Annotated in this window: 19 protein-coding genes; 16 read left to right on the forward strand and 3 right to left on the reverse strand. The window is 62.5% G+C overall.

All coding sequences use genetic code 11. The annotated features are described in order from the left end of the window. Positions 1-4 precede the first annotated feature (4 nt). Positions 5-1,126 (forward strand): glycosyltransferase, encoded by a 1,122-nt coding sequence (locus AC1L6K_RS07435; RefSeq protein ID WP_480952070.1) that lies wholly within the window; start codon positions 5-7, stop codon positions 1,124-1,126. Positions 1,127-1,154: 28 nt separating this feature from the next. Beyond that, positions 1,155-2,417, forward strand: coding sequence for a glycosyltransferase (locus AC1L6K_RS07440; RefSeq protein WP_480952071.1), 1,263 nt, complete (start codon positions 1,155-1,157; stop codon positions 2,415-2,417). 98 nt (positions 2,418-2,515) lie between these two features. Here AC1L6K_RS07440 and AC1L6K_RS07445 read toward each other — a convergent pair whose 3' ends face one another. Further along, entirely contained in the window at positions 2,516-4,336 is a 1,821-nt protein-coding gene (locus AC1L6K_RS07445) for an ABC transporter ATP-binding protein (RefSeq protein ID WP_480952072.1), read from the reverse strand. A gap of 162 nt (positions 4,337-4,498) precedes the next feature. Here AC1L6K_RS07445 and AC1L6K_RS07450 point away from each other — a divergent pair, with 162 nt between their 5' ends. The 7 genes from AC1L6K_RS07450 (at position 4,499) to AC1L6K_RS07480 (ending at position 10,691) form a co-directional block, all read left to right on the forward strand. Beyond that, positions 4,499-5,464: a glycosyltransferase family protein gene (locus AC1L6K_RS07450; RefSeq protein WP_480952073.1), complete on the forward strand. Its 966-nt coding sequence runs from the start codon at positions 4,499-4,501 to the stop codon at positions 5,462-5,464. Positions 5,465-5,538: 74 nt separating this feature from the next. After that, positions 5,539-6,804 (forward strand): glycosyltransferase family protein, encoded by a 1,266-nt coding sequence (locus AC1L6K_RS07455; RefSeq protein WP_480952074.1) that lies wholly within the window; start codon positions 5,539-5,541, stop codon positions 6,802-6,804. Then, positions 6,801-7,286 (forward strand): hypothetical protein, encoded by a 486-nt coding sequence (locus AC1L6K_RS07460; RefSeq protein WP_480952075.1) that lies wholly within the window; start codon positions 6,801-6,803, stop codon positions 7,284-7,286. The genes AC1L6K_RS07455 and AC1L6K_RS07460 overlap by 4 nt, the downstream gene beginning before the upstream one ends. Positions 7,287-7,371: 85 nt before the next feature. Continuing rightward, positions 7,372-8,010 (forward strand): glycosyltransferase family 2 protein, encoded by a 639-nt coding sequence (locus AC1L6K_RS07465; RefSeq protein ID WP_480952076.1) that lies wholly within the window; start codon positions 7,372-7,374, stop codon positions 8,008-8,010. Between the two features lie 4 nt (positions 8,011-8,014). Continuing rightward, positions 8,015-8,440 (forward strand): DUF2304 family protein, encoded by a 426-nt coding sequence (locus AC1L6K_RS07470; protein ID WP_480952077.1) that lies wholly within the window; start codon positions 8,015-8,017, stop codon positions 8,438-8,440. Continuing rightward, positions 8,437-9,531 carry an acyltransferase gene (locus AC1L6K_RS07475; protein ID WP_480952078.1) on the forward strand — a complete coding sequence of 365 codons (1,095 nt, stop codon included), beginning with the start codon at positions 8,437-8,439 and terminating at the stop codon, positions 9,529-9,531. The genes AC1L6K_RS07470 and AC1L6K_RS07475 overlap by 4 nt, the downstream gene beginning before the upstream one ends. Before the next feature lie 29 nt (positions 9,532-9,560). Beyond that, a complete protein-coding gene (locus tag AC1L6K_RS07480) occupies positions 9,561-10,691 on the forward strand; it encodes a glycosyltransferase (RefSeq protein WP_480952079.1) in 1,131 nt (376 codons plus the stop codon). A gap of 232 nt (positions 10,692-10,923) precedes the next feature. On the opposite strand, the gene AC1L6K_RS07485 is transcribed toward AC1L6K_RS07480, so the two are convergent. Both AC1L6K_RS07485 and AC1L6K_RS07490 read right to left on the reverse strand, forming a co-directional pair. Then, positions 10,924-13,074, reverse strand: a complete 2,151-nt coding sequence (locus AC1L6K_RS07485; protein ID WP_480952080.1) for a cell wall-binding repeat-containing protein — start codon at positions 13,072-13,074, stop codon at positions 10,924-10,926. A gap of 188 nt (positions 13,075-13,262) precedes the next feature. Beyond that, the gene (locus AC1L6K_RS07490; RefSeq protein WP_480952081.1) at positions 13,263-13,985 is read right to left on the reverse strand and encodes an LGFP repeat-containing protein; all 723 of its coding nucleotides are present in this window, start codon (positions 13,983-13,985) and stop codon (positions 13,263-13,265) included. Positions 13,986-14,179: 194 nt separating this feature from the next. Here AC1L6K_RS07490 and AC1L6K_RS07495 point away from each other — a divergent pair, with 194 nt between their 5' ends. The 7 genes from AC1L6K_RS07495 (at position 14,180) to AC1L6K_RS07525 (ending at position 18,962) form a co-directional block, all read left to right on the forward strand. Further along, entirely contained in the window at positions 14,180-15,403 is a 1,224-nt protein-coding gene (locus tag AC1L6K_RS07495; protein ID WP_480952082.1) for a TadA family conjugal transfer-associated ATPase, read from the forward strand. Next, positions 15,403-16,257 carry a type II secretion system F family protein gene (locus tag AC1L6K_RS07500; protein ID WP_480952083.1) on the forward strand — a complete coding sequence of 285 codons (855 nt, stop codon included), beginning with the start codon at positions 15,403-15,405 and terminating at the stop codon, positions 16,255-16,257. The genes AC1L6K_RS07495 and AC1L6K_RS07500 overlap by 1 nt, the downstream gene beginning before the upstream one ends. After that, positions 16,254-17,192, forward strand: coding sequence for a type II secretion system F family protein (locus AC1L6K_RS07505; protein WP_480952084.1), 939 nt, complete (start codon positions 16,254-16,256; stop codon positions 17,190-17,192). Before AC1L6K_RS07500 ends, AC1L6K_RS07505 begins: the two co-directional genes overlap by 4 nt. A 73-nt stretch (positions 17,193-17,265) precedes the next feature. Then, the gene (locus AC1L6K_RS07510) at positions 17,266-17,529 is read left to right on the forward strand and encodes a hypothetical protein (protein ID WP_480952085.1); all 264 of its coding nucleotides are present in this window, start codon (positions 17,266-17,268) and stop codon (positions 17,527-17,529) included. A gap of 62 nt (positions 17,530-17,591) precedes the next feature. After that, positions 17,592-17,960 carry a TadE/TadG family type IV pilus assembly protein gene (locus AC1L6K_RS07515; RefSeq protein WP_480952086.1) on the forward strand — a complete coding sequence of 123 codons (369 nt, stop codon included), beginning with the start codon at positions 17,592-17,594 and terminating at the stop codon, positions 17,958-17,960. 55 nt (positions 17,961-18,015) lie between these two features. Continuing rightward, complete coding sequence (locus AC1L6K_RS07520) at positions 18,016-18,402, forward strand: hypothetical protein (RefSeq protein WP_480952087.1); 387 nt, start codon at positions 18,016-18,018, stop codon at positions 18,400-18,402. Positions 18,403-18,554: 152 nt separating this feature from the next. Further along, positions 18,555-18,962 (forward strand): hypothetical protein, encoded by a 408-nt coding sequence (locus AC1L6K_RS07525; RefSeq protein ID WP_480952088.1) that lies wholly within the window; start codon positions 18,555-18,557, stop codon positions 18,960-18,962. The last annotated feature ends 51 nt before the right edge of the window (positions 18,963-19,013 follow it).

The raw sequence follows: 19,013 nt of genomic DNA on the forward strand, positions 1-19,013 counted from the left end.
ACCCATGAAGATTTTGGTCATCGCCACCTGGTACCCCCACGAGGAGCGCCCTGCTGAGGCGCCGTTCAATGCCGAACATGTGGAGGCCATCCGGGGCCAGGGGCACGAGGTGCGTGTGGTGCACGTCCGTCTCGGAACGTCGCTGGCCCTGCCGGCCGACACCAACGGCAGATGGGAAGGTGTCCCCGTCCGCCGCGTCGCCGCAGACCCCAAACACCCCCTGACCCTGCTGGCCTGCCAGCGGCTGCTTGTGCGGGAACTGGCCTGGGCCGACGTGGTGCACACAATGGCGTTCTCCTCGATCCTGTTGGCACTGCCGGCCTGGGCTTCGCGGACGGCCGTCGGCCGGGGCAAGCCATGGGTGCACACTGAACACTGGAACGGCGTGGTGAACCCCGCCAGCGTCTCGCCGCTGTGGGAAAAGCTCTCGGGCCTGCGCCGCGTGCTGCGGTTCCCGCATGTGGTCACGGGTGTGACCGGCCAGCTGGCCGCAGAGATGCAGCGCTTTGCCCGGCCCAACGCGGCCAGGGTGGTGCCCTGCGTTGTGAAGGGCCGCGGTCCCGTCCTGCCCAGCCGATTCGGCAACCCGCTGCAACTTGTTGCCGTGGGCGGGCTGATCCCGCGGAAACGTCCGCTGACAACCATCAAGACTGTTGCCTGGCTGCGGGAGCAGGGCATTGCCGCGCACCTGACGTGGGTGGGGGACGGACCCCAGCGCGCCGAGTGCGAGGCACTGGTGGACGAGTTGGGCCTGGCCGGTTCCGTCACCCTGGCCGGGTCAGTCCGGCCCGCCGAAGTTGCTTCCTACCTGTCTGCCGCGGACCTCTTTTTCCTTCCGACGGAACAGGAGAACTTCTTCACTTCCGCGGCAGAGGCGCTGGCTGCCGGGCGTGCCGTGGTGGCCACCCGGGTGGGCGGCTTCAGCGACTATGCCGACGACTCCAACAGCAGGCTCGTTGATGACCCGCGCCCCGAGGTGCTGGGGGCCGCCGTCGTCGATGCTGTGGACGCCTTCAAGTCGGTTTCCGCCGAATCCATTGCCGCACCAATCAGGGAACGCTTTTCACCCGAGACTGTCGGTGCACTTTTTGATGAAGCGTACCTGGCCGCGGTTGCCCGGTCCTGACCCCTTCGACAATTTCCAAGGAAGCCTCGTGGCCGTTCGCCGACTAGTCCTGCTTGCCAACCAATACCCTTTTCCCAGCGGGGACCACGTGTTCGTGGGTGCCGAGATGCCTGCCCTGGCGGCACACTTCGATGAAGTGGTGGTGTTCAACCATGCCCCGGGCACGCCCGATGCCATGGCGCAGATGCCGGGCAATGTCCGCTTCGGCGGAAGCCTGTACGGGACACCCCGGGCTCAAAAGGTCAAGGCCCTGCTCTCGCCGCGAAGCCTCGGCACATTCGTCAAGGTGACGTTGGCCGAGCTGAGGACGGGCCGGCTGCCAGGTCATGTGGGCACCTATTTGCTGGGTGCCATGGCCGGCATGGGGCTGGCGAACGACCCCCGGTTAAAGGCAGCGATGTATGAGGACGGTGTCGAGACCACCGTCTACAGCTTCTGGGGCATGGGCATCGGTGTGCTGGTGCCGTGGATCCGGGCCCGGGTGGCTTCCGTGAACCTGCGCCTGCACCGCTACGACCTGTATGAGGAAGAGTCCGGCTACCTGCCGTTCCGGCCGTCGATGTTTCGGCGCAGCGACCGGATCCTGGCCATTTCGGGGCAGGCGCGCAGCTACCTGATGGAGACGTATCCGCAGGAAAGGCTGGACGGAAAAATCATTGTGCGCCGATTGGGCAGCGCCGCACCGCTGCAGGCGGATGTGCCGTTGCTGGCGGTTGTGCCGCCGGTTCCCGGGGCAGGCGTGAAGGAAACCGGCCAAACCATTGTCAGCTGTTCCAACGTCATTCCCGTGAAACGGGTGGCCCGAATTCTTGATGCCCTGGAACGGCTGCCGCTGGCGGCCCCCCTGACCTGGATCCATTTCGGCGGCGGAGCCTTGGAGGAGGAACTGCGGAACAAGGCAGCCAAGCTGGAACGTGCCGGCCTGTACATCGAGATCCGCGGGGCAACACCGCACCAGGACATTATGGAGTTCTACCGGAGCCGCCGGATTGCTGCGCTCGTCAATGTCAGCGCCTCGGAAGGTGTGCCTGTCAGCATCATGGAAGCCATTTCCCACGACATCCCCGTCATCGCAACGGATGTGGGCGGCACCGCGGAAATCGTTGGCAAGGAACTCAAGACAGGTGAACTCATCCCGGCAGATTTCAGCGACGAGGACCTGGTCGCAGCCCTGCAACAGGTGCTGAACGTGGAACCGGGCGTATACTCGCCGAAGGAATTGTGGGCGGAGCGCTACAACGCAGCAGTGAATGCCGAGGCCACGGCCGGGCTTATCGCCACCCGGCCGTAGCCACCTGCCCTGAGCGCCTGCCCTGGCCGCCGGCCGTAGACACCTGCCGTAGACACCTGCCGGGGGCGCTTGCCGTGGGCGTGCAGCCCGCGACTGCCTTAGGAGAGCTGCCCGGGAACCGACTCTTGTTGCGTCAGCCCGGCCAGGGCAGCCTGCTGGGCAAAGGCCGGGTTGGCTGCCACGACCTCGTCAAAGGTTCCCCGCGTCTCGATGGTTCCTTCGCTCATGAAGAAAACCTGGTCACAGTTGCGGATCGTGGAGAGACGGTGGGCCACCGAAATCACCGTGACATCGCCCTGGAGCTCGCTGATCGCCGTCGCAACGGCGGCCTCCGTGGCCGTGTCCAGGGCGCTGGTTGCTTCATCCATCACCAGCACCAGGGGATCCATGTAGAGGGCGCGGGCAATGCCCAGACGTTGGCGCTGGCCGCCCGAGAGTGACCCGCCGCGTTCGCCCACACGCCCGTGGATGCCCTCAGGCCGGGCATCGACAGTCTCCAGCAACTGGGCACGGGCCAGTGAGGTGCGCACTCGCTCCTCGTCCACTTCGCTGCCCCAGGACAAGGCAACGTTTTGGGCGACGGTGCCGTCAAAGATGGCGACTTCCTGTGGGACGTAGCCCACCCGCTTGCGCCAGTCGGCCAGCACGTCTTCCAGCGGCACGCCGTCGAGCGTCATGGAACCGCTGGAAGGCACCAGCAGGCCGAGGAAGATGTCGATCAAGGTGGACTTGCCGGCGCCGGACTGTCCCACCACCCCGACAGAAGAGCCCAGCGGAAGGGAGAGGTCGATATTGGTGATGGCGGGCGTGTCCACCCCGGGGTAGGTGAATTCGACGTCGTGCAGTTCGAGCAGTTTAGGGTCGCCGGTGATGGGTGTCTTGCCCAGCTTTTCGGCGTTGTCACGGAAGTCTGCGGCCTCACGGATGTCCGCCATGACAAGTTCGGTGTAGGGCAGGGTGGACTGGACCAGCGTGACCTGCCCCTGGATGGTGGTCAGTGCTGGCACCATCTTGAACCCGGCAAGGGCGAAGATGGCCACCGAGGACATCGCCGTGCCGATGCCGCCGGTGAAGAAACCAACTGTGCCAATGAGCACGAATCCGCCAATGAGGGCCATGTCGATCACAAATTTTGGCACCGTGGCCAGGAAGCGGATGTTGGACCGGGACCGGGCGGCCTTTTCCCGGCTGATGTAGACGACGTCGCCGACTTCGTTGGCCTTGTCGCGGAGCGTGATCTCCTTCAGGGCAGCCAGCATTTCTGCAACGAGTGTTGACATGCGCATCGCGGCATCCCGGTTGACCCGGCCCGCCTCGTAGGACTTCCTGGACAGGTAAAGGTAAAGGAACGCCGCAATGATGCCAAGGTAGACCACAGTGATGAGCGCTGTCTGCCAGGACGCGGCCACGAGGATGACAAACACCGACACGAAGGTCAGGGCCTGTGCCGGGAGCACAACGGCCGGGAAAAGCACGCCCGAGATCGTGTTGGCGATGCCCACATCGATCATGCGCACCAACTCGCTCGTGGACCTGTTTTGGCGTGATATCCAGGGTGCCCGGATGTAGCTTTGAAAAAGTACTGTGCCAATTTCAAGTTCGTAGTCGGCAAACTTTCGGGTGGAGATCCACTGCAGCCAGATGTTCAGGAATGATTTCAGGATCATGACCCCGGCAGAGGCAATCAAGATGACCAGTCCTGTGTTTTGCGAGATTTCACCCAGGAGGGGCAATTTCATGGTCCCGCCCGCCGACTGGCTCTGCATGATCTGGTTCAACACCAGGGCAAACACGCCAAGTGCGGCAGCGTCAAGGATGACAAGGACGGAGGACAGGGAAGCGAAGAGGAGCAGGAACTTTCTCGCGTTGGAGGGAAGCAACGGCAACAGCTGGCCAAGCGTTCGGCGCAGATTTTTCAAGTTTTACTCCAGTACTGCAGTGGAAGAATTCATTTCATTCTACGGGCTGGCCCACCCCAGGCAGCCAAAAGCCGGGACTCTGCCTGTGGGTGTGGACACAAGCCTTCGGGATGGCCCGGGTGCTGTGCGGGAAGTTTTCCCCGTGATGCGACAATGGATGGCATGAGCAAGGAACTACGGGTTACGCAACTCTTTGACTGTGCCGACGTCGGCAAAAACTTTTTCCGAGAAGCCCGGCGGCAGGGGCTGCCGTGGAAGATGGTCGAGGGACCCTGGACCCGTGGCGGATCAAAAATCGCCTACTACCGCTTCCTCATGGACATGGCCGCCGCCTATCCCCGTACCCAGGTGTGGCACGTCAACATGGGCGGAAGGGCGAAATGGGCCCGCGGGCGTTTTGCCCGCCCCTATGCACTGACGTTGCACGGAACAGACATCCGGGAGAACTACTGGCAAGAGCAGCACCATGCCGCGATAAAGACCGACGTGGATGGTGCAGGACAGGTCTGGTACGCCACGCCGGACAACCGTGAGAAGGCCGAGCATGCCCGGGCCGATGCAGAGTACATGCCAATCCCCGTTGACATTTCCGAGCTGCCGCAATGGGCTCCCGCAGCCAAGCCGAGAGTGTTCTTCCCGTCCCGCTGGGATGCTTCAAAGGGCGGTGACGCGTGGGTGCAGACCGCGGCCGACGTCGTCGCGGCCTTGAAGGGAATGGACGTGGACATTGTCGGGCTGGACTGGGGGGACCGGGCACCCGAGGTTGCCGCGATGGGTGTGCAACTGCTCCCGCACATGTCCAAGCCCGAGTACCTGCGTGAGATGTCGCGTGCCCACGTCGCCGTGGGCCAGATTGCGGGCATTCTGGCAACCAGCGAACTGGAGGCCATGGGCATGGGCATTCCCACCATCTTTGCGGACCAGGATCCGGGCTATCCGGCGGACGTCGCCACCGTTTCCGTGGCGCGGGCGGCTGTAGGGGACGCCGTGCGCGAGTCGCTGGCAGATCCTGTCGCGCTGTCGGGAAAACTGGGCGGTGTCGACTACATCCGCCGGACACACTCCCCGGAGGTCCTGCTTCCACGCCTGGTCTCAGGGTACGAAAAGGTCTTGGGGGCCCACGCGTGACCCGGCCCCACCTGCTGTACATTGCCTTCGCATTTCCACCCAGCTCGGCATCATCCGTCTATCGCTGCACAGCCGTGGCAAATAGTTTTGTTGAAGCCGGCTGGGATGTCACGGTGCTGACAGTGGAAGCGGAGATTTGGGCCGAGCTCACTGGAATGGACAACCAGCTGCTGGAGGCCGTCGATCCCCGCATCAACGTGGTGCACGTTTCCGATGGCGGTTCCGAGGAGCCGGGCCGTCGTGACATTCGCCGCTATTCCCGGTTCCGCATCCATGCCCCCTATGTATGGAAGGAAATGTTCCGACGCCGAAGCCGCAAGGGATTCCCTGAAGACTTCCATGCCTTGTGGCACAAGCCTGCCAGCCAAGCCGCACAGGACATTCACCGCAGCAAGCCTGTGGACCTGGTCATGGCATCAGCCAGCCCCTATGTTTCCTTCAAGGTTGCCGGCGAATTGCCAAACGTTCCGTATGTGCTGGATTACCGGGATGCCTGGGCCTTCAACACCTTCACGGGTGCCGAGGTTTTCAGTGTCTCATCCGAGCGTGGACGGCTGGAACATGGATACCTGCAGGGCGCACTGCAAAGCTGGTTTGTCAATGATCCAATTCATGACGAATATGCCCGCCGCTATCCCGACGTCAGTGCCGACATGCGGGTTGTGCCCAATGGTTTTGATCCTCAGCCTGGCCATGGCAGACCGGCTGCGAGGGCAACCACTGAACCCCGCTTCGGATATTTGGGAACCCTGCAGTACACGGCCGTTCCACTGGCCGAATTCCTCGCCGGCTGGGACAACGCATTTGGCCATGAAGCCGCACCGCAGGCCCACGCCGTCTTCAAGGGAAAACTGAGCCCCACCGGCCTCGTACCGGGCAATGTCCTGGAGATATTCAATTCAGGGCGGCACCGGGGGCTGGCCTATGAGGGCCCGATCTCCAAGCGTGAAGTCGCCAGCTTCTATCAAAGCGTCGACGCGTTGCTGCTCATCCTTCCGCCCGGAAAATATGTCACCGGCGGCAAGACCGCCGAGTATTTGGCCACCGGGCTGCCCATCGTTTCCATCCACGCAGCCGACAGTGCAGCCTCAACAATACTGAAGGATTACCCACTGTGGTTTGAGGCCAAGGACCTGTCCCAGGAAAGCATTGCGGACGCGCTGAAGGCCTGTGCTGCAGAATTGGCGTCCCCGGATCCACAACGCTGGGCTGCGGCGTGGGAGTACGGGCAGGGCTTTGAACGTTCTGCCACGCTCCGCCCGGCCATTGCTGAACTGCGCACGTTGATTGATGGCGAGCCCTCAACCGATCCGCAGACTGCCGATAGGAACAACTCGTGAGCAAGGCAATCCATCTGGCAATCTTGGTGGCCGGCATGGACCGTGCGGACCTGGCCATCGAGGATTTTTGGCGGACCGCGCAAGCAGCTGTCCCTGCACATGTCCAACTGAGCTGCACGGCAGTGCAGGCAACACTCTCCGGAGGTGGCACAGTGGCGGGCAAGCCTGCGCTTGACGTCATGCCGTTGGAAGTGTCGGAGCCCGGCCCGGCATCCCGTGCCATGGCTTCGCTGGCAAGGAAGCAAGGACCGCTCGGCGTCCTAGGCCGTTTGGGCGACCACAACATTTCCTCACACCGCATCGCCCGGGCGCTGGCCAGGAACGACGCACTCACGCAGGCACTGTGCACCGCAGACATCGTCGTTTCCGCGGATCCCCAGGCCGACTGGGCTGTCTGGAAGCTGCGCAACAAGACTGGCGCACCGCTCATTCACGGCCCCTTTGCCATGGCCAACGCCTTATCGCAGATGGCCCGGGAATGAGCAGCCTGCGTGTGATGGCTGACCCGGCTCGAACCTGCTTGTGTGGGATACTGTCTTAGTGAGTCGAACTTGGATAGTTATCCCAATGTATAACGAGGCGTCGGTTGTTGGCACCGTTATTTCGGGGCTGCGAGAGGTATTTCCCTTCGTGGTGTGCGTCGACGACGGCAGCACCGACGGCTCCCAACAAGCAGCACGTGAAGCCGGAGCCGTCGTCATTCAACACCCAGTCAATCTGGGACAGGGCGCCTCACTCCAGACAGGCTTTGAATACGCCTTGAGCGATCCCGAGCTGGACTGCATAGTCACCTTTGACGCGGACGGACAGCACCGGGTCGTTGACGCGCTGGCAATGGCCGAGCGCATCAAGTCCGGTGAAGCGGAAGTTGTGCTTGGATCACGTTTCCTGGACAAACGCACAAAGCTCTCCTGGGCCAAGCGGGTTGTTCTGCGGACTGCCGCCGTGCAATCACGAATGGCCACCGGCATGGCACTGACGGACGCCCACAATGGACTTCGTGCCTTCAGCCCCCAGGTGGCCCGCAGGATTCACCTGACCCAGAACAGGATGGCACATGCCTCCGAGCTGGTCCACCAACTGGCTGACATGAAGCCGGTATGGGTTGAACAACCTGTTGAGATCATCTACACCGATTATTCCAAGGCCAAAGGTCAGTCCCTGCTGAACTCAGTCAACATCCTCGCAGACCTCTTGTTTAGGTGACATAGTGCAAATAGTCGTCCAAATCGCCCTTGTCCTTGCCGTCATTGTGGTTTCCCTTGCCTTGATGCGGGGAGGATCCAACGCCAGGCACTTGGCCATTCGCCGGATCCTCCTCATCCTCTTTGCCTGCATCGCCGCACTGTCAATCTTCTTCCCCGGCCTATTGAGCCATGTTGCCCGCTTCTTTGGCATCGGACGCGGAACAGACCTTGTGCTCTACGGATTGATCGTGAGTTTCCTCGTGTTCATGGCCACGACGTATCAGCGCTTCCGCACCATGGAGACAACCCTGACGAAGCTCTCCCGCCGCATCGCCATAGACGAGGTCAGCAGGACACAGTCACCGGCAGCCGTGGCACGTGCCTACGCCCACCGGGCCGGCGATGCCCAGCCGGCGGAAACTGCGTTGGACGGCCCCAACCCCGAATGAGCAAGGTTCCTGCGAACACCGGGACCTTGACGAGGGGACCGCAGAAGGTGCGCAATCACGGCCTTGACCTGTTGCGCATTGCCAGCATTTGCGGTGTCGTTGCCATTCATGTTTTCGGATTGCGGGTGGGGGCAGCTCCAAAATCGGGGACATCCTGGTGGATCGCGACAACCATTGACATCGGGTTCATCTGGGTCGTTCCCGTTTTCATCATGATCTCCGGCGCCTTGCTGCTCGGCTCACCCCAACTGCACGAAGCACCGGCAAAGTTCTACAAGAAACGTGCCCTCAGAATTCTGCCCGCGCTTGTCGCCTGGAACCTGATATATCTTGTGGGCGTAAGAATCTGGATGCGCGATGAAGTGTTGTCGGCCGGCAGGATTATTCAGCTGCTGTATGACAGTTCCGTGTTCACCCAGCTGTACTTCCTGTGGATTGTTGTTGGGCTCTACGCAGTTGCACCCCTCATTGCTTCGCACTTGCGGTTGGGAGGGCCCAAACGCGCTGTGGTTACAGCGGCTGTGCTCGTTTCGGCGTCGACAGCCGCATACATGCTGCCCGGCATCTTGGCACACTTTAATGTTTCACGCCCGATAAGCCTGAATTTCCTGACAATGTGGATTCCCTATGTCGGTTACTTTGTGGCCGGATATGCACTTCGCAATGTCCGGTTGAAGGGTGCCGGACTGGTCGGGGCGGGGACACTTGTTGCAGGAATGCTGGCTTTTACTGTGTGGCACTACGGCAACAGTGGAGTCCTGCCGTGGGCGGACTTGTTCATCAATGAATCGTATTTTGGCCTGCTCGTTGCCACGATCTCCCTGGGAATTTTTGTTGTGGCCCTCTCAGCGTCGCAGGGGCTGAAGCTGCCACCCCGCTTGGGAACCGCGGTCACGGCGCTGTCCAACGCCTCCTTTGGGGTTTTCCTTGTTCACTTTGTGATCTTCGAAGCCATCCGGCTCAATGTGACTGCTGTATCGACCCAACACTCACTATGGGCACTGTCCGTGACGTACCTCGTTACTCTCACCTGCAGTTTTGTTGTTTCACTCATCGCGCTTCGCATCCCCGTGATCCGCCGTATTTTCTGACATTCGCCGCGTCGAGGATAATGGAGTCCATGTCTTCCCTTCCCTCACTGCTCATCCTTACGTTTTCGCCGATCCGTTCAGACCCCAGGGTGCTCAAACAGGTTGAGTTGTTCAAGGGCAAGTACAAAATCAGTACCTGCGCCTACGGTGATGCCCCTGATGGCGTCGAGAAGCATTACCCGCTGCCGGCCGATGCCCGGGGATGGTCGTCGGACAAGCTTGGACTCATCGCCCGGCAATACGAGCGGGTGTACGGCGGAATGACGGCGGTTCAGGAAGCCCGGAGAATTCTTCCGCGCGGCCAGTTCGACATCATCTTGGCCAATGACTTGAACACGCTGCCACTTGCCCTGGAGCTGCAGCCACGGTTGGGAGTCCATGCCGACCTGCACGAGTACGCGCCCAGTGAAAAGGAATCAGACCCGAAGTGGCGTGTCTTCGTGGCGCCGTTCATGCGGTGGATGTGCCGGAAGTACCTGCCGTTGGCAGCTTCCGTGACAACCGTTTCCCAGGGCATCGCCGACGAGTACCGCGACAGGTTCGGTGTGCAGGTTGGTGTTGTGACAAACGCCGCCCCATTCCTTGATGCGGAGCCCACGCAGACCGCGGGGCCGCTGAAAGTCATCTACAGCGGTGCAGGGCAGCGGTACCGAAAAATTGAATTGATCATTGACGCCATGAAGGGTGTCGGCGAAAACGTCCAACTCGACTTGGTTGTCATGCCAAATGAGCCCGACTACGTCGATGAATTGAAGCGATCGGCAGTGGATCTGCCCAACGTCCGCTTCATTGACCCGGTACCGTATGAAGAACTGGTCTCGCTCATTCGCAACTATGACGTGGCAATGTGTTTCCTGCCGAACTCAACTTTCAACCTCCAGAATGCACTGCCGAATAAATTTTTTGAGGCGGTGCAGGCCCGCATCGGTGTGATCACCGGCCCATCACCGGCGATGGTCTCATTGGTCAATCAATTCGGGCTTGGCGCCATCACGGAGGATTTCTCTGCCGAAGCGCTGCGCGCGGCACTGAATGGCCTGACTGAAAATGAAACTGCACAATGGAAATCGGCGGCGAACGATGCCGCATGGACGCTGTCCGCCGAGTCCCAGGTGGTGCTGTGGGATTCAGCGGTTGCAGCAATAGCCACGGCCCGTTGAGCCTTCGATCAAAATCGTCACTGGCGGACCAGGCGTTCCCGGCCAGTCACCGGCCGGCGTGCCAATGATCTGGGCTGCGCCGCGCCCCTTCTGATCCAGGACCAGTGTGGCGGGTACAGCTGCAGGCGGCACAACCATGGCCATCACCAACCGACCACCGGCGTTATCCGCGACACCGGGACAGACGACGTTGAAGGCAGACCCGGCATGGCGGCGGCCGTTTCACCTGGACTTATTGCGCGTAGACCTGCAGCTCACGCAGTACTGCGTTACTGACGGTTCCGGTGCCGCCAAGGATGACGATGCGTTGCGGTTTGATGCGCTTGAGTTCTGCACGGATGGAGTTCGGCAGGACATTGGGGGCAGTCAGCAGGACCGGGCTGCCCCTGCGGGCCGCCGCTGCGGAGCCTGAAAGCGCATCGGTGTACACCGCCCCGCTGGCGATGTAGACGGTCTGTGTGCCCACCCAGTAGCCACCCCTTGATACGGAGGCCGAGACCTCGTACCTGTCGGCGCCGCTAATCCGGCTGACAGACGGGCTGTACCGCTTCAACAGATTCATGACACTGTCGCTGACACTGCCGGAGCCGCCAAGAACCACAATCCGTTGGGGCTTCAGCCGGGTCAGCTCTGTGCGGATGGCATCGGGAAGGATGTTCTTTGCGGTCAGCAGCACGGGGCCGCCCTGATGCCCAGCCAAGGCCGACCCCGTGAGCGCATCCGTATAAATGGCTCCGCTGGCAATATAGGCAATGCTTGTCCCTGCCTTGAACGTCGATCTTGAAACACCCGCCGAGACGACATAGCGGTCCTTTCCGCTGATGCGGCTCACGGACGGGCTGAACCTTTTCAACAGCGTCATGACGCTGTTGCTGACGGTTCCGGTGCCGCCAAGGATGACGATGCGTTGGGGCTTGAGCCGGGTGAGCTCAGCCCGGATGACATCGGGCAGCACGCCCGTGCCTGTCAGCAATACCGGGCTGTCGGTGTGCCCTGCCGCCGCCGAACCTGAAAGTGCGTCGGTGTAGACCGCGCCGCTGGCGATGTACGCGGTTTTGGTGCCGACAGGGAACGTGGACTTGGACACAGCCGCCGAGACTTCATAGCGGTTCTTGCCACTGATTCTTGACACGGTGGTTCCCGCGGCAAACCTTTTCAGGCTGGTGGTCGTTCCATTCCAAACATTGGAGTCACCGGCAAAGGGACCGGAGGAACTGAACTGCCACATGCTGTAAACGCCCCAACCAGCCGGCATCAAGGGTTCTGAGCCACCGGTGTACGCGGCGATGTGCAGAGGCTGATTCGTGAATGCCTTGGAATTGCCGGTGCACGATGTCCACCAACCCAGATTCGTGTAGATCATGGGCAGCCGCTGGGTCGTCGCCAGCACCCTGTTGGAGAAGGCCTTGATCCAGCTGACCATGGCGCTTTGGCTCAGGCCATAGCAATTCGCGCCATAGGGATTGTTTTCAATGTCTAGCAGGGGTGGAAGTGTTTTTCCGTCAGCCTTCCATGTGCCGCCATTCTTGACGAAATAGTCTGCCTGCGAAATGGCCGAGGACTGGTTGGGCCGTGCAAAGTGGTAAGCACCGTGGAGCATGCCCACGTTGGTGGCGCCTGCGAGGTGTGAGGTCCGGGAGGCGTCCGTGAAGTTGTTGCCCTCGGTGGCCTTGGTGTACACAAAGCGGGCGCCCTGGGACCATTCGCCGGCCCAGTTGACTGTGCTTCGTGTATGGCCTGAATCGGCCTGCCAACCGCTGACATCCATGCCGAGAACTCCGCCGGAAGGTGCCCACAAGGGCGCGGCCGCCGGCTTCGCTGCCAACTTGGCGGTGAGGGCCTTCGCGGAGATGGGGGCGTCGGGAGCGATGCCCACCTCTTCCTTCGCGAGTCCCTGGCCCATGAAAGCGCCGGGATCCGGCAGGTTTTCGTCGGCTTCGGCCGTCGGCGACGTTTTGGCCGTCGGCGAGGCTACTGCGGTCGGTGACGCGTCGGCAGTGGCAGAAGGGGTGGGGGCCGGCGGCGTGGTCGCTTCCGGAGATGCCTCCGGTCCGGGGGTGGGCTCGGGCGCCTCCGCGGGCGGTACGGCAGGGTCAGCCGTCTCCGTTGGGCTTGCGGTCTCCGCAGGTTCCGCCGACGCCGAGGGCTCTGCGGCAGGCTCGGGTGCGGGCGGGGTCTCAGGTGATTCCGCCGTCATGCCTGGTGTTGCTTCGTCCAGGGACGCCGACGGTGCGACGGGTTCCGCGGATTCCGCCTGTGCGGGCAGTGTTGCCGCGTGGGCCGGGACAGTTCCCAGCGAGAACAGCAGGGAAAATGTGAGCAACCCCGCAGCCGTGAATGTACCGGTTCGGCGAACCGAAGCCTTGCTCGGGGTGGTCAACAATCTGGAGAGTGTGGAAGACAATTGAAAGCTCCGGAACATTGCAGGGGATCATGGCCTTTCACTGCAGGGGCTGCAATGGGCGGCTTCAAGACGTGAGGTCAATGCTGCCAGCCTACTATCGAGTTGCAGGCATTCGCAGATTTGGCAGTTTATCGTCCGTGGAATATTGCTGTTGTTGGGGAGGGCGCTTAATACCTCGACACCCAGGTTCGTCCGTTCGACCAGTAGATGATGCCGTCTTCAAAGCGTTGGGCCCGCGTCGTGGCATTGGCGGCGTATTCGTCGGTGACAGGGCGGCCCATGTAGAAGTAGCCGCCGTTGTATTCGTACTCCGCGCGGATGGCGCCCTGCAGGAGCCGAGTGCCGTATTGGGGCGTGAAGTAGAAGGTGCCGCCTTGGAACGTCTGGACGGCGCCGCCGGGATACCAGGAGTTTTCGTCAGTCACCGGGTAGCCTGCCACACCTGTCTGGCCGCCCTTGTTCCACCAGGCCTGTCGAATGCCGGCACCGATGTAGTGCAATCCGATGCGGGGCGTGTAATACATGGTTCCGTTGGTGAAGTGCTGCGCGACGGCGCCGCCACCGAGCGGTTCCTCGTCGCGGATGGGCCAGCCGGCGTCATGGCCGGGGTACCACTTTGCGTTGATGGCGCCCCACAGGGGGTGTGCCCCGCCCACCCGCGACCAGAAAATGATGCCGTATTGAAAGTCCTGTTGGGCGCCTCCCGGCATGTTGTATTCCTCCCACAGGGGGCTTCCGAGCTGTGACGACGGGCCGCCCATGGAATTGTATTTCGCCCCAATTGCGCCCTTCAACGCGGGTGTGTAGGCCGAGGCGGCCAACCCGGCGCCTGACAACAGCAACGATCCGGCAACAGTAAACGCAATGAGGCCGGCACGCAATTTTTTCATGGTTCCCCCGCAATGTCTGTTGTCCGCGTTTGCTTGGCGGCCGTGTGCAACGCCGATGCTTCAGTATGGGCTGCCCGGGATCCGTTGGGAACATATCCACAGAACATATTTTCGCTCTGGCGCGCCTCCCTCACCGGGTCTAAGCTCCTGAACAGACAGTGGACAAGCACCGCAAAGGGGCGGACGTGGTCTGATTGGATGCATTTGCATTGCTGGAGGATGAAGTCAGGGAACTCATCCGCAGAAAGGGACTAGATCCGCTCAGGCAGGGTCCGGAAGTGCTTGCCCTGATTGATGCAGCGTTCAACGACTACGGCGAAAGGGCGCTTCTCGGTGCAGTCCCGGCCCTGGGCCAAGGGGACGACGTCAAGCGGCACGTGTTCAACGCCGTCGCCGGTTTCGGTGCCTTGCAGCCGTTCCTTGACGACCCCGAGATCGAGGAAATCTGGCTCAACGCACCTGACAGGGTGTTTGTGGCCAGGCAGGGCGAGTCGGAGCTGACGGGCCTGATCTTCACGGCCCAGCAGGTGCGCGACCTCGTGGAACGGATGCTGAAGAGCTCCGGCAGGCGCCTGGATCTCAGCTCGCCATTTGTGGACGCCGCGCTCCCGGACGGCAGCCGCCTGCATGTGGTGATTCCGGACATCACCCAAAACCATTGGGCCGTGAACATCCGCAAATTCACCGCCCGGGCCAGCCGGCTTGACCACCTTGTGGAACTGGGGTCACTGACCCCGCAGGCGGCCCGTTTCCTGGGTGCCGCCGTCAGCAGCGGCCTGAACATCCTGGTGTCGGGAGCCACCCAGGCAGGGAAAACCACGCTGCTCAACTGCCTTGCTGCCGGCATCGGCTCACGCGAGCGGGTCGTGACGGTGGAGGAGATCTTTGAACTGAAGGTGCCGCTGCGTGATGTTGTGGGCCTGCAATGCCGCCAGCCCAACCTTGAAGGCGCAGGGGAAATTCCGCTGCGGCGCCTGGTCAAGGAGGCCCTGCGCATGCGGCCCGACAGGCTCATCGTCGGTGAAGTCCGCGAGGCCGAGAGCCTAGACATGCTCATTGCCCTGAATTCGGGCCTTCCCGGGATGGCATCGGTCCATGCGAATTCGGCCCACGATGCAGTCGTCAAAATTTGCACGCTGCCGCTTTTGGCCGGCGAAAATATCACCGCAGCCTTCGTTGTACCCACTGTGGCGGCCTGCATCGACCTGGTGGTGCACTGCGTCAGGGCGCCCAGCGGCAAACGCAGCGTCGGCCAAATCCTTGCCCTGGGACGACGCGTTGAGAACGGCATCATCGAGTCCGGCCTGGTGTTCAGCACTGTCAACGGCATCCTGACGGCCTCCGAAACAGCCATGCCGCCGGCTGAAAAGTTTGCCGCGGCCGGCTACAACGTGGCCACGCTCATGGGGGACTCCTGATGTCGGCCGTCGTCGGGTTGCTCGCAGGCATGGGGCTCTTCCTGATATGGAACGCCTGCTGGAGCGAGCCGGCCCGCCAACCGAAGCCTGGGCGGCGCAACAGGCTGGAACAACTGCTGCAACAGGCTGGCGTCCCGCAGGTGACTCCGATCTCCCTGGTGGTCAGCGCCGCCGGGCTGGCAACGGTGATGGCGCTGCTGGTTTTTGTGCTCAGCGGAGTCCCCGCCATAGCCCTGTATTTTGGCCTGTTCAGCGGCTATGTTCCGTTTGCGCTCCTGAATATGAGGGCACGACGTCGGGCCGCCGTCATGCGTGACCTGTGGCCCGACGTCGTGGACCACTTGCGCTCGGCCATCCGGGCGGGGCTGTCCCTGCCGGAGGCGCTGGTCCAGCTGGGCAGCAAGGGCCCGGTCCAGCTGCGCGCGGAGTTCAAGGCATTTGGAGCGGACTACAGGGCGGGCGGCCACTTTGAAGGGGCCCTGGAAAAGCTCAAGTCCACGCTGGCCGATCCGGTCTCGGACCGAATCATTGAGGCGCTGCGGCTGACCCGGGATGTTGGCGGCTCGGACCTGGGCAAGCTGCTGGGGACACTCTCTGAATTCCTGCGCGACCACGCCCGCACCCGCAGCGAACTTGAGGCCCGGCAGTCCTGGACCGTCAACGCCGCCCGCCTGGCAGTGGCCGCGCCCTGGATTGTTTTGATGTTGATGGCCACCAGGCCTGAAGCAGTGGGAGCGTACAACTCCCCGGCCGGCTGGGCCGTCCTCGGTGGCGGGCTGCTGGTATCGGTGATCTGCTACCGGCTGATGCTGCGCATTGGCGCGTTGCCTGAAGAGCAGCGGGTGCTGCAATGAACACGCATGCGGTGCTGGTGCTCGGCGTCGGGGTTGTCCTGGGCGTGGGGTTGTGGCTGAGTTTCACCCGGCTCCCTGCCATGCGCAAACCAAGTTTTGCCCAACGCGTGGAACCCCAACTGCGCTCAGTGGCCATCCGTTCCAAACTCCTGGACGGCGACGAATCCGCGACGCTGTTTGGGCCCCTTGAACGAATCTTTCGGCTGGTCCTTTCGGACACGGTGCAGCGGCTGGGAAAATTCAATGTCAGTGTCCACGGACTCAGCGGACGGCTGGAACAGGCAGGACGCAGCGAGACGGCCCTGGAATTCAGGGCCGTGCAGTTGCTGTGCGCCGGTGCGGGGCTGATGGCCGGGGCGCTGGTCTCGCTGTTTCTGCTGTGGCAGGGAAGCATCAACCTCATGGGGGCTGTGGCGTTGACCCTGGCACCCATGCTGGGCGGGTACCTGCTCTACGACTACCTGCTGGGCGCGCAGATCAAACGCAGGCAGGCACTCATGCTCGTCGAGTTCCCTGCGCTCGCAGAACTCATGGCCCTGGCGGTCGGTGCGGGAGAGAGCGCGGCAAGCGCCCTCGACAGGGTGGCGCGGTCGTCCAACGGCGTCCTGTCAGCTGAATTTGGGAAGGTCCTTGCGCAGACCCGCACCGGCATGCCGCTGGTGGAGGCCTTGAACGAGTTTTCCGCCCGGGTGGACGTTGCCGCCCTGTCCCGTTTTGTTGACGGCATCAGCGTTGCCGTCAACAGGGGCACACCCCTTGCGGAGGTGCTCCGGGCCCAGGCCCAGGACGTGCGGGATGTGGCAAAACGGGAGTTGATGGAATCAGCGGGCCGAAAAGAAATTGCCATGATGGTTCCGCTCATCTTCGGGGTCCTTCCACTCACCGTCGTCTTCGCCGTGTTCCCCGGCCTTGCCCTGCTGCAGTTTGGCTTTTAAATGGCGGCGGCACATGGCATCAGAAGGCATTCATCAGAAGTAACCACGCGTCACCACTTGGAAGGAAAAGACCATGCAGGAAAAGAACAAGATCATCGGGATGGGGATGACTTTGCTGATCGCCGCGGAGCAATGGCTGGGGCGGGTCAGGGGAGGCCTGGCCACGCTTTTTCCGGCGCTGGCGCTGCGCCCGGACACGGAAAGGTCGCGTGGGGATGTGCCGGGTTGGGTTTTGATCACCTTGATGAGCGCCGTCCTGGTGGCGGGATTGCTGGCCATTGCCGGACCCGCCCTGGAACGGTTGTTCAACCAGGCGATGGAACAAGTCCAGCCATAGTGGCCGGGGACGGCCGGAATCACGGGCGCCCCGGCGGGCGCCGGCCCAGGGGAACCGCCAGCATGCGGGAGGCGGGAGCCGCCGTGGTGGACTTCGTCCTGGTCGGCGCGTTGGTGACAGTGATCTTTGTGGCCTTGATCCAATTGGCCCTGGTGCTGCACGTGCGCAACACTGTCGCGGATGCGGCATCGTCGGCCGCCCGCTACGGGGCCCTTGGTGACAGAACTGCAGCGGACGCCCAGGCGCGGGCAACGCTGCTTGTGGGCACCGCGCTGGGATCCGACTATGTCCAGGACGTCTCCGTTTCGGTGCAGGCGGGCGATGGGATGGACATTCTCGTTGTCACCATCACTGCACCCCTGCCGGTGGTGGGCTTGTTTGGGCCGTCGCGCACCTTGGAGATGACAGGCCATGCAGTCATTATCAGGTAGGCCGCACCGTACTGGCCCAGTCCGGCCCCCGCACACGGAAGCAGGGTCCGCCATTGTGGAGTTCATCTTCCTTGCCGTTCTGCTCATGGTGCCCGTGGCGTATCTGATCCTCACTGTGGGCCAGGTCCAGGGCGGTGCCTACGCGGTCGTGGGGGCGGCCGACCAGGCAGCAAAGGTTTTTGTTTTGTACAAGGACCTGCCCGCAGCCCACCTCGCCGCGGAGCAGGCAGTCCAACTGGCCATTGCGGACATGGGCTTTGACCCGGCAAATGCCGAACTGACCATCAGCTGCGACGGCGGCTGCCTCACAGCTGGATCAACCATCAGCGCCCACGTGCAGCTGCGCGTTGAACTGCCGGTGGTTGGCTCACTGCCGGGTGTCAACGCCACAGCCGCCACGGTTGACTCAACCGCCACCCAGAAAGTGGGCCGGTTCAGGTGACCCGGACCGGCCGGCAAAAGTGCGCGACCGCCAGCAGCGTGGTGGGCAGCAGCGGCGGTCTGGCCAGCAGCGGCGTGACCACGGCCGGCTTGGCAAGTAGCACCGGCGTGGCTCGGCCAGGGTCGAACGAAGGCGCCGACACGGGGCATGTCATGGTACTGCTGATCGGCTACGTGCTCCTGGCCCTGCTGCTTATTACTGTCGTCGCCGCAGCGGGCAGCCTCTACCTCGGCCACAAGAAGCTGCTGTCCATGGCCGACGGTGCCGCGCTCGCAGCCGCCGACACCTTCGAACTCAGCGGTGGCAACGCCGACAGCGTCCCCGGCACCCTGCTCACCGACCAGGGAGTCCTTGCCGCGGCCCAGAGCTACCTGTCCGGCGTCGAAACTCCTGCGGGACTGGGCGGCATTGCCCTTGGCCCGTCCACCGGATCCGGGGACGGGCGGACAGCGCAAGTGGGCATGACCGCCGTCGTCCATCCCTTGTTCATCAACTTTCTGGTGCCGGAGGGCATCACCATCAGTGTGACGAGCACGGCCCGCGCGAACCTGGTGCTGTAGCCCCGGCGCGGCACTCCGCCCCAACCACCGCCGTGCATGCCGTAGGCTTGA

This window comes from Specibacter sp. BI4 (assembly GCF_056680095.1).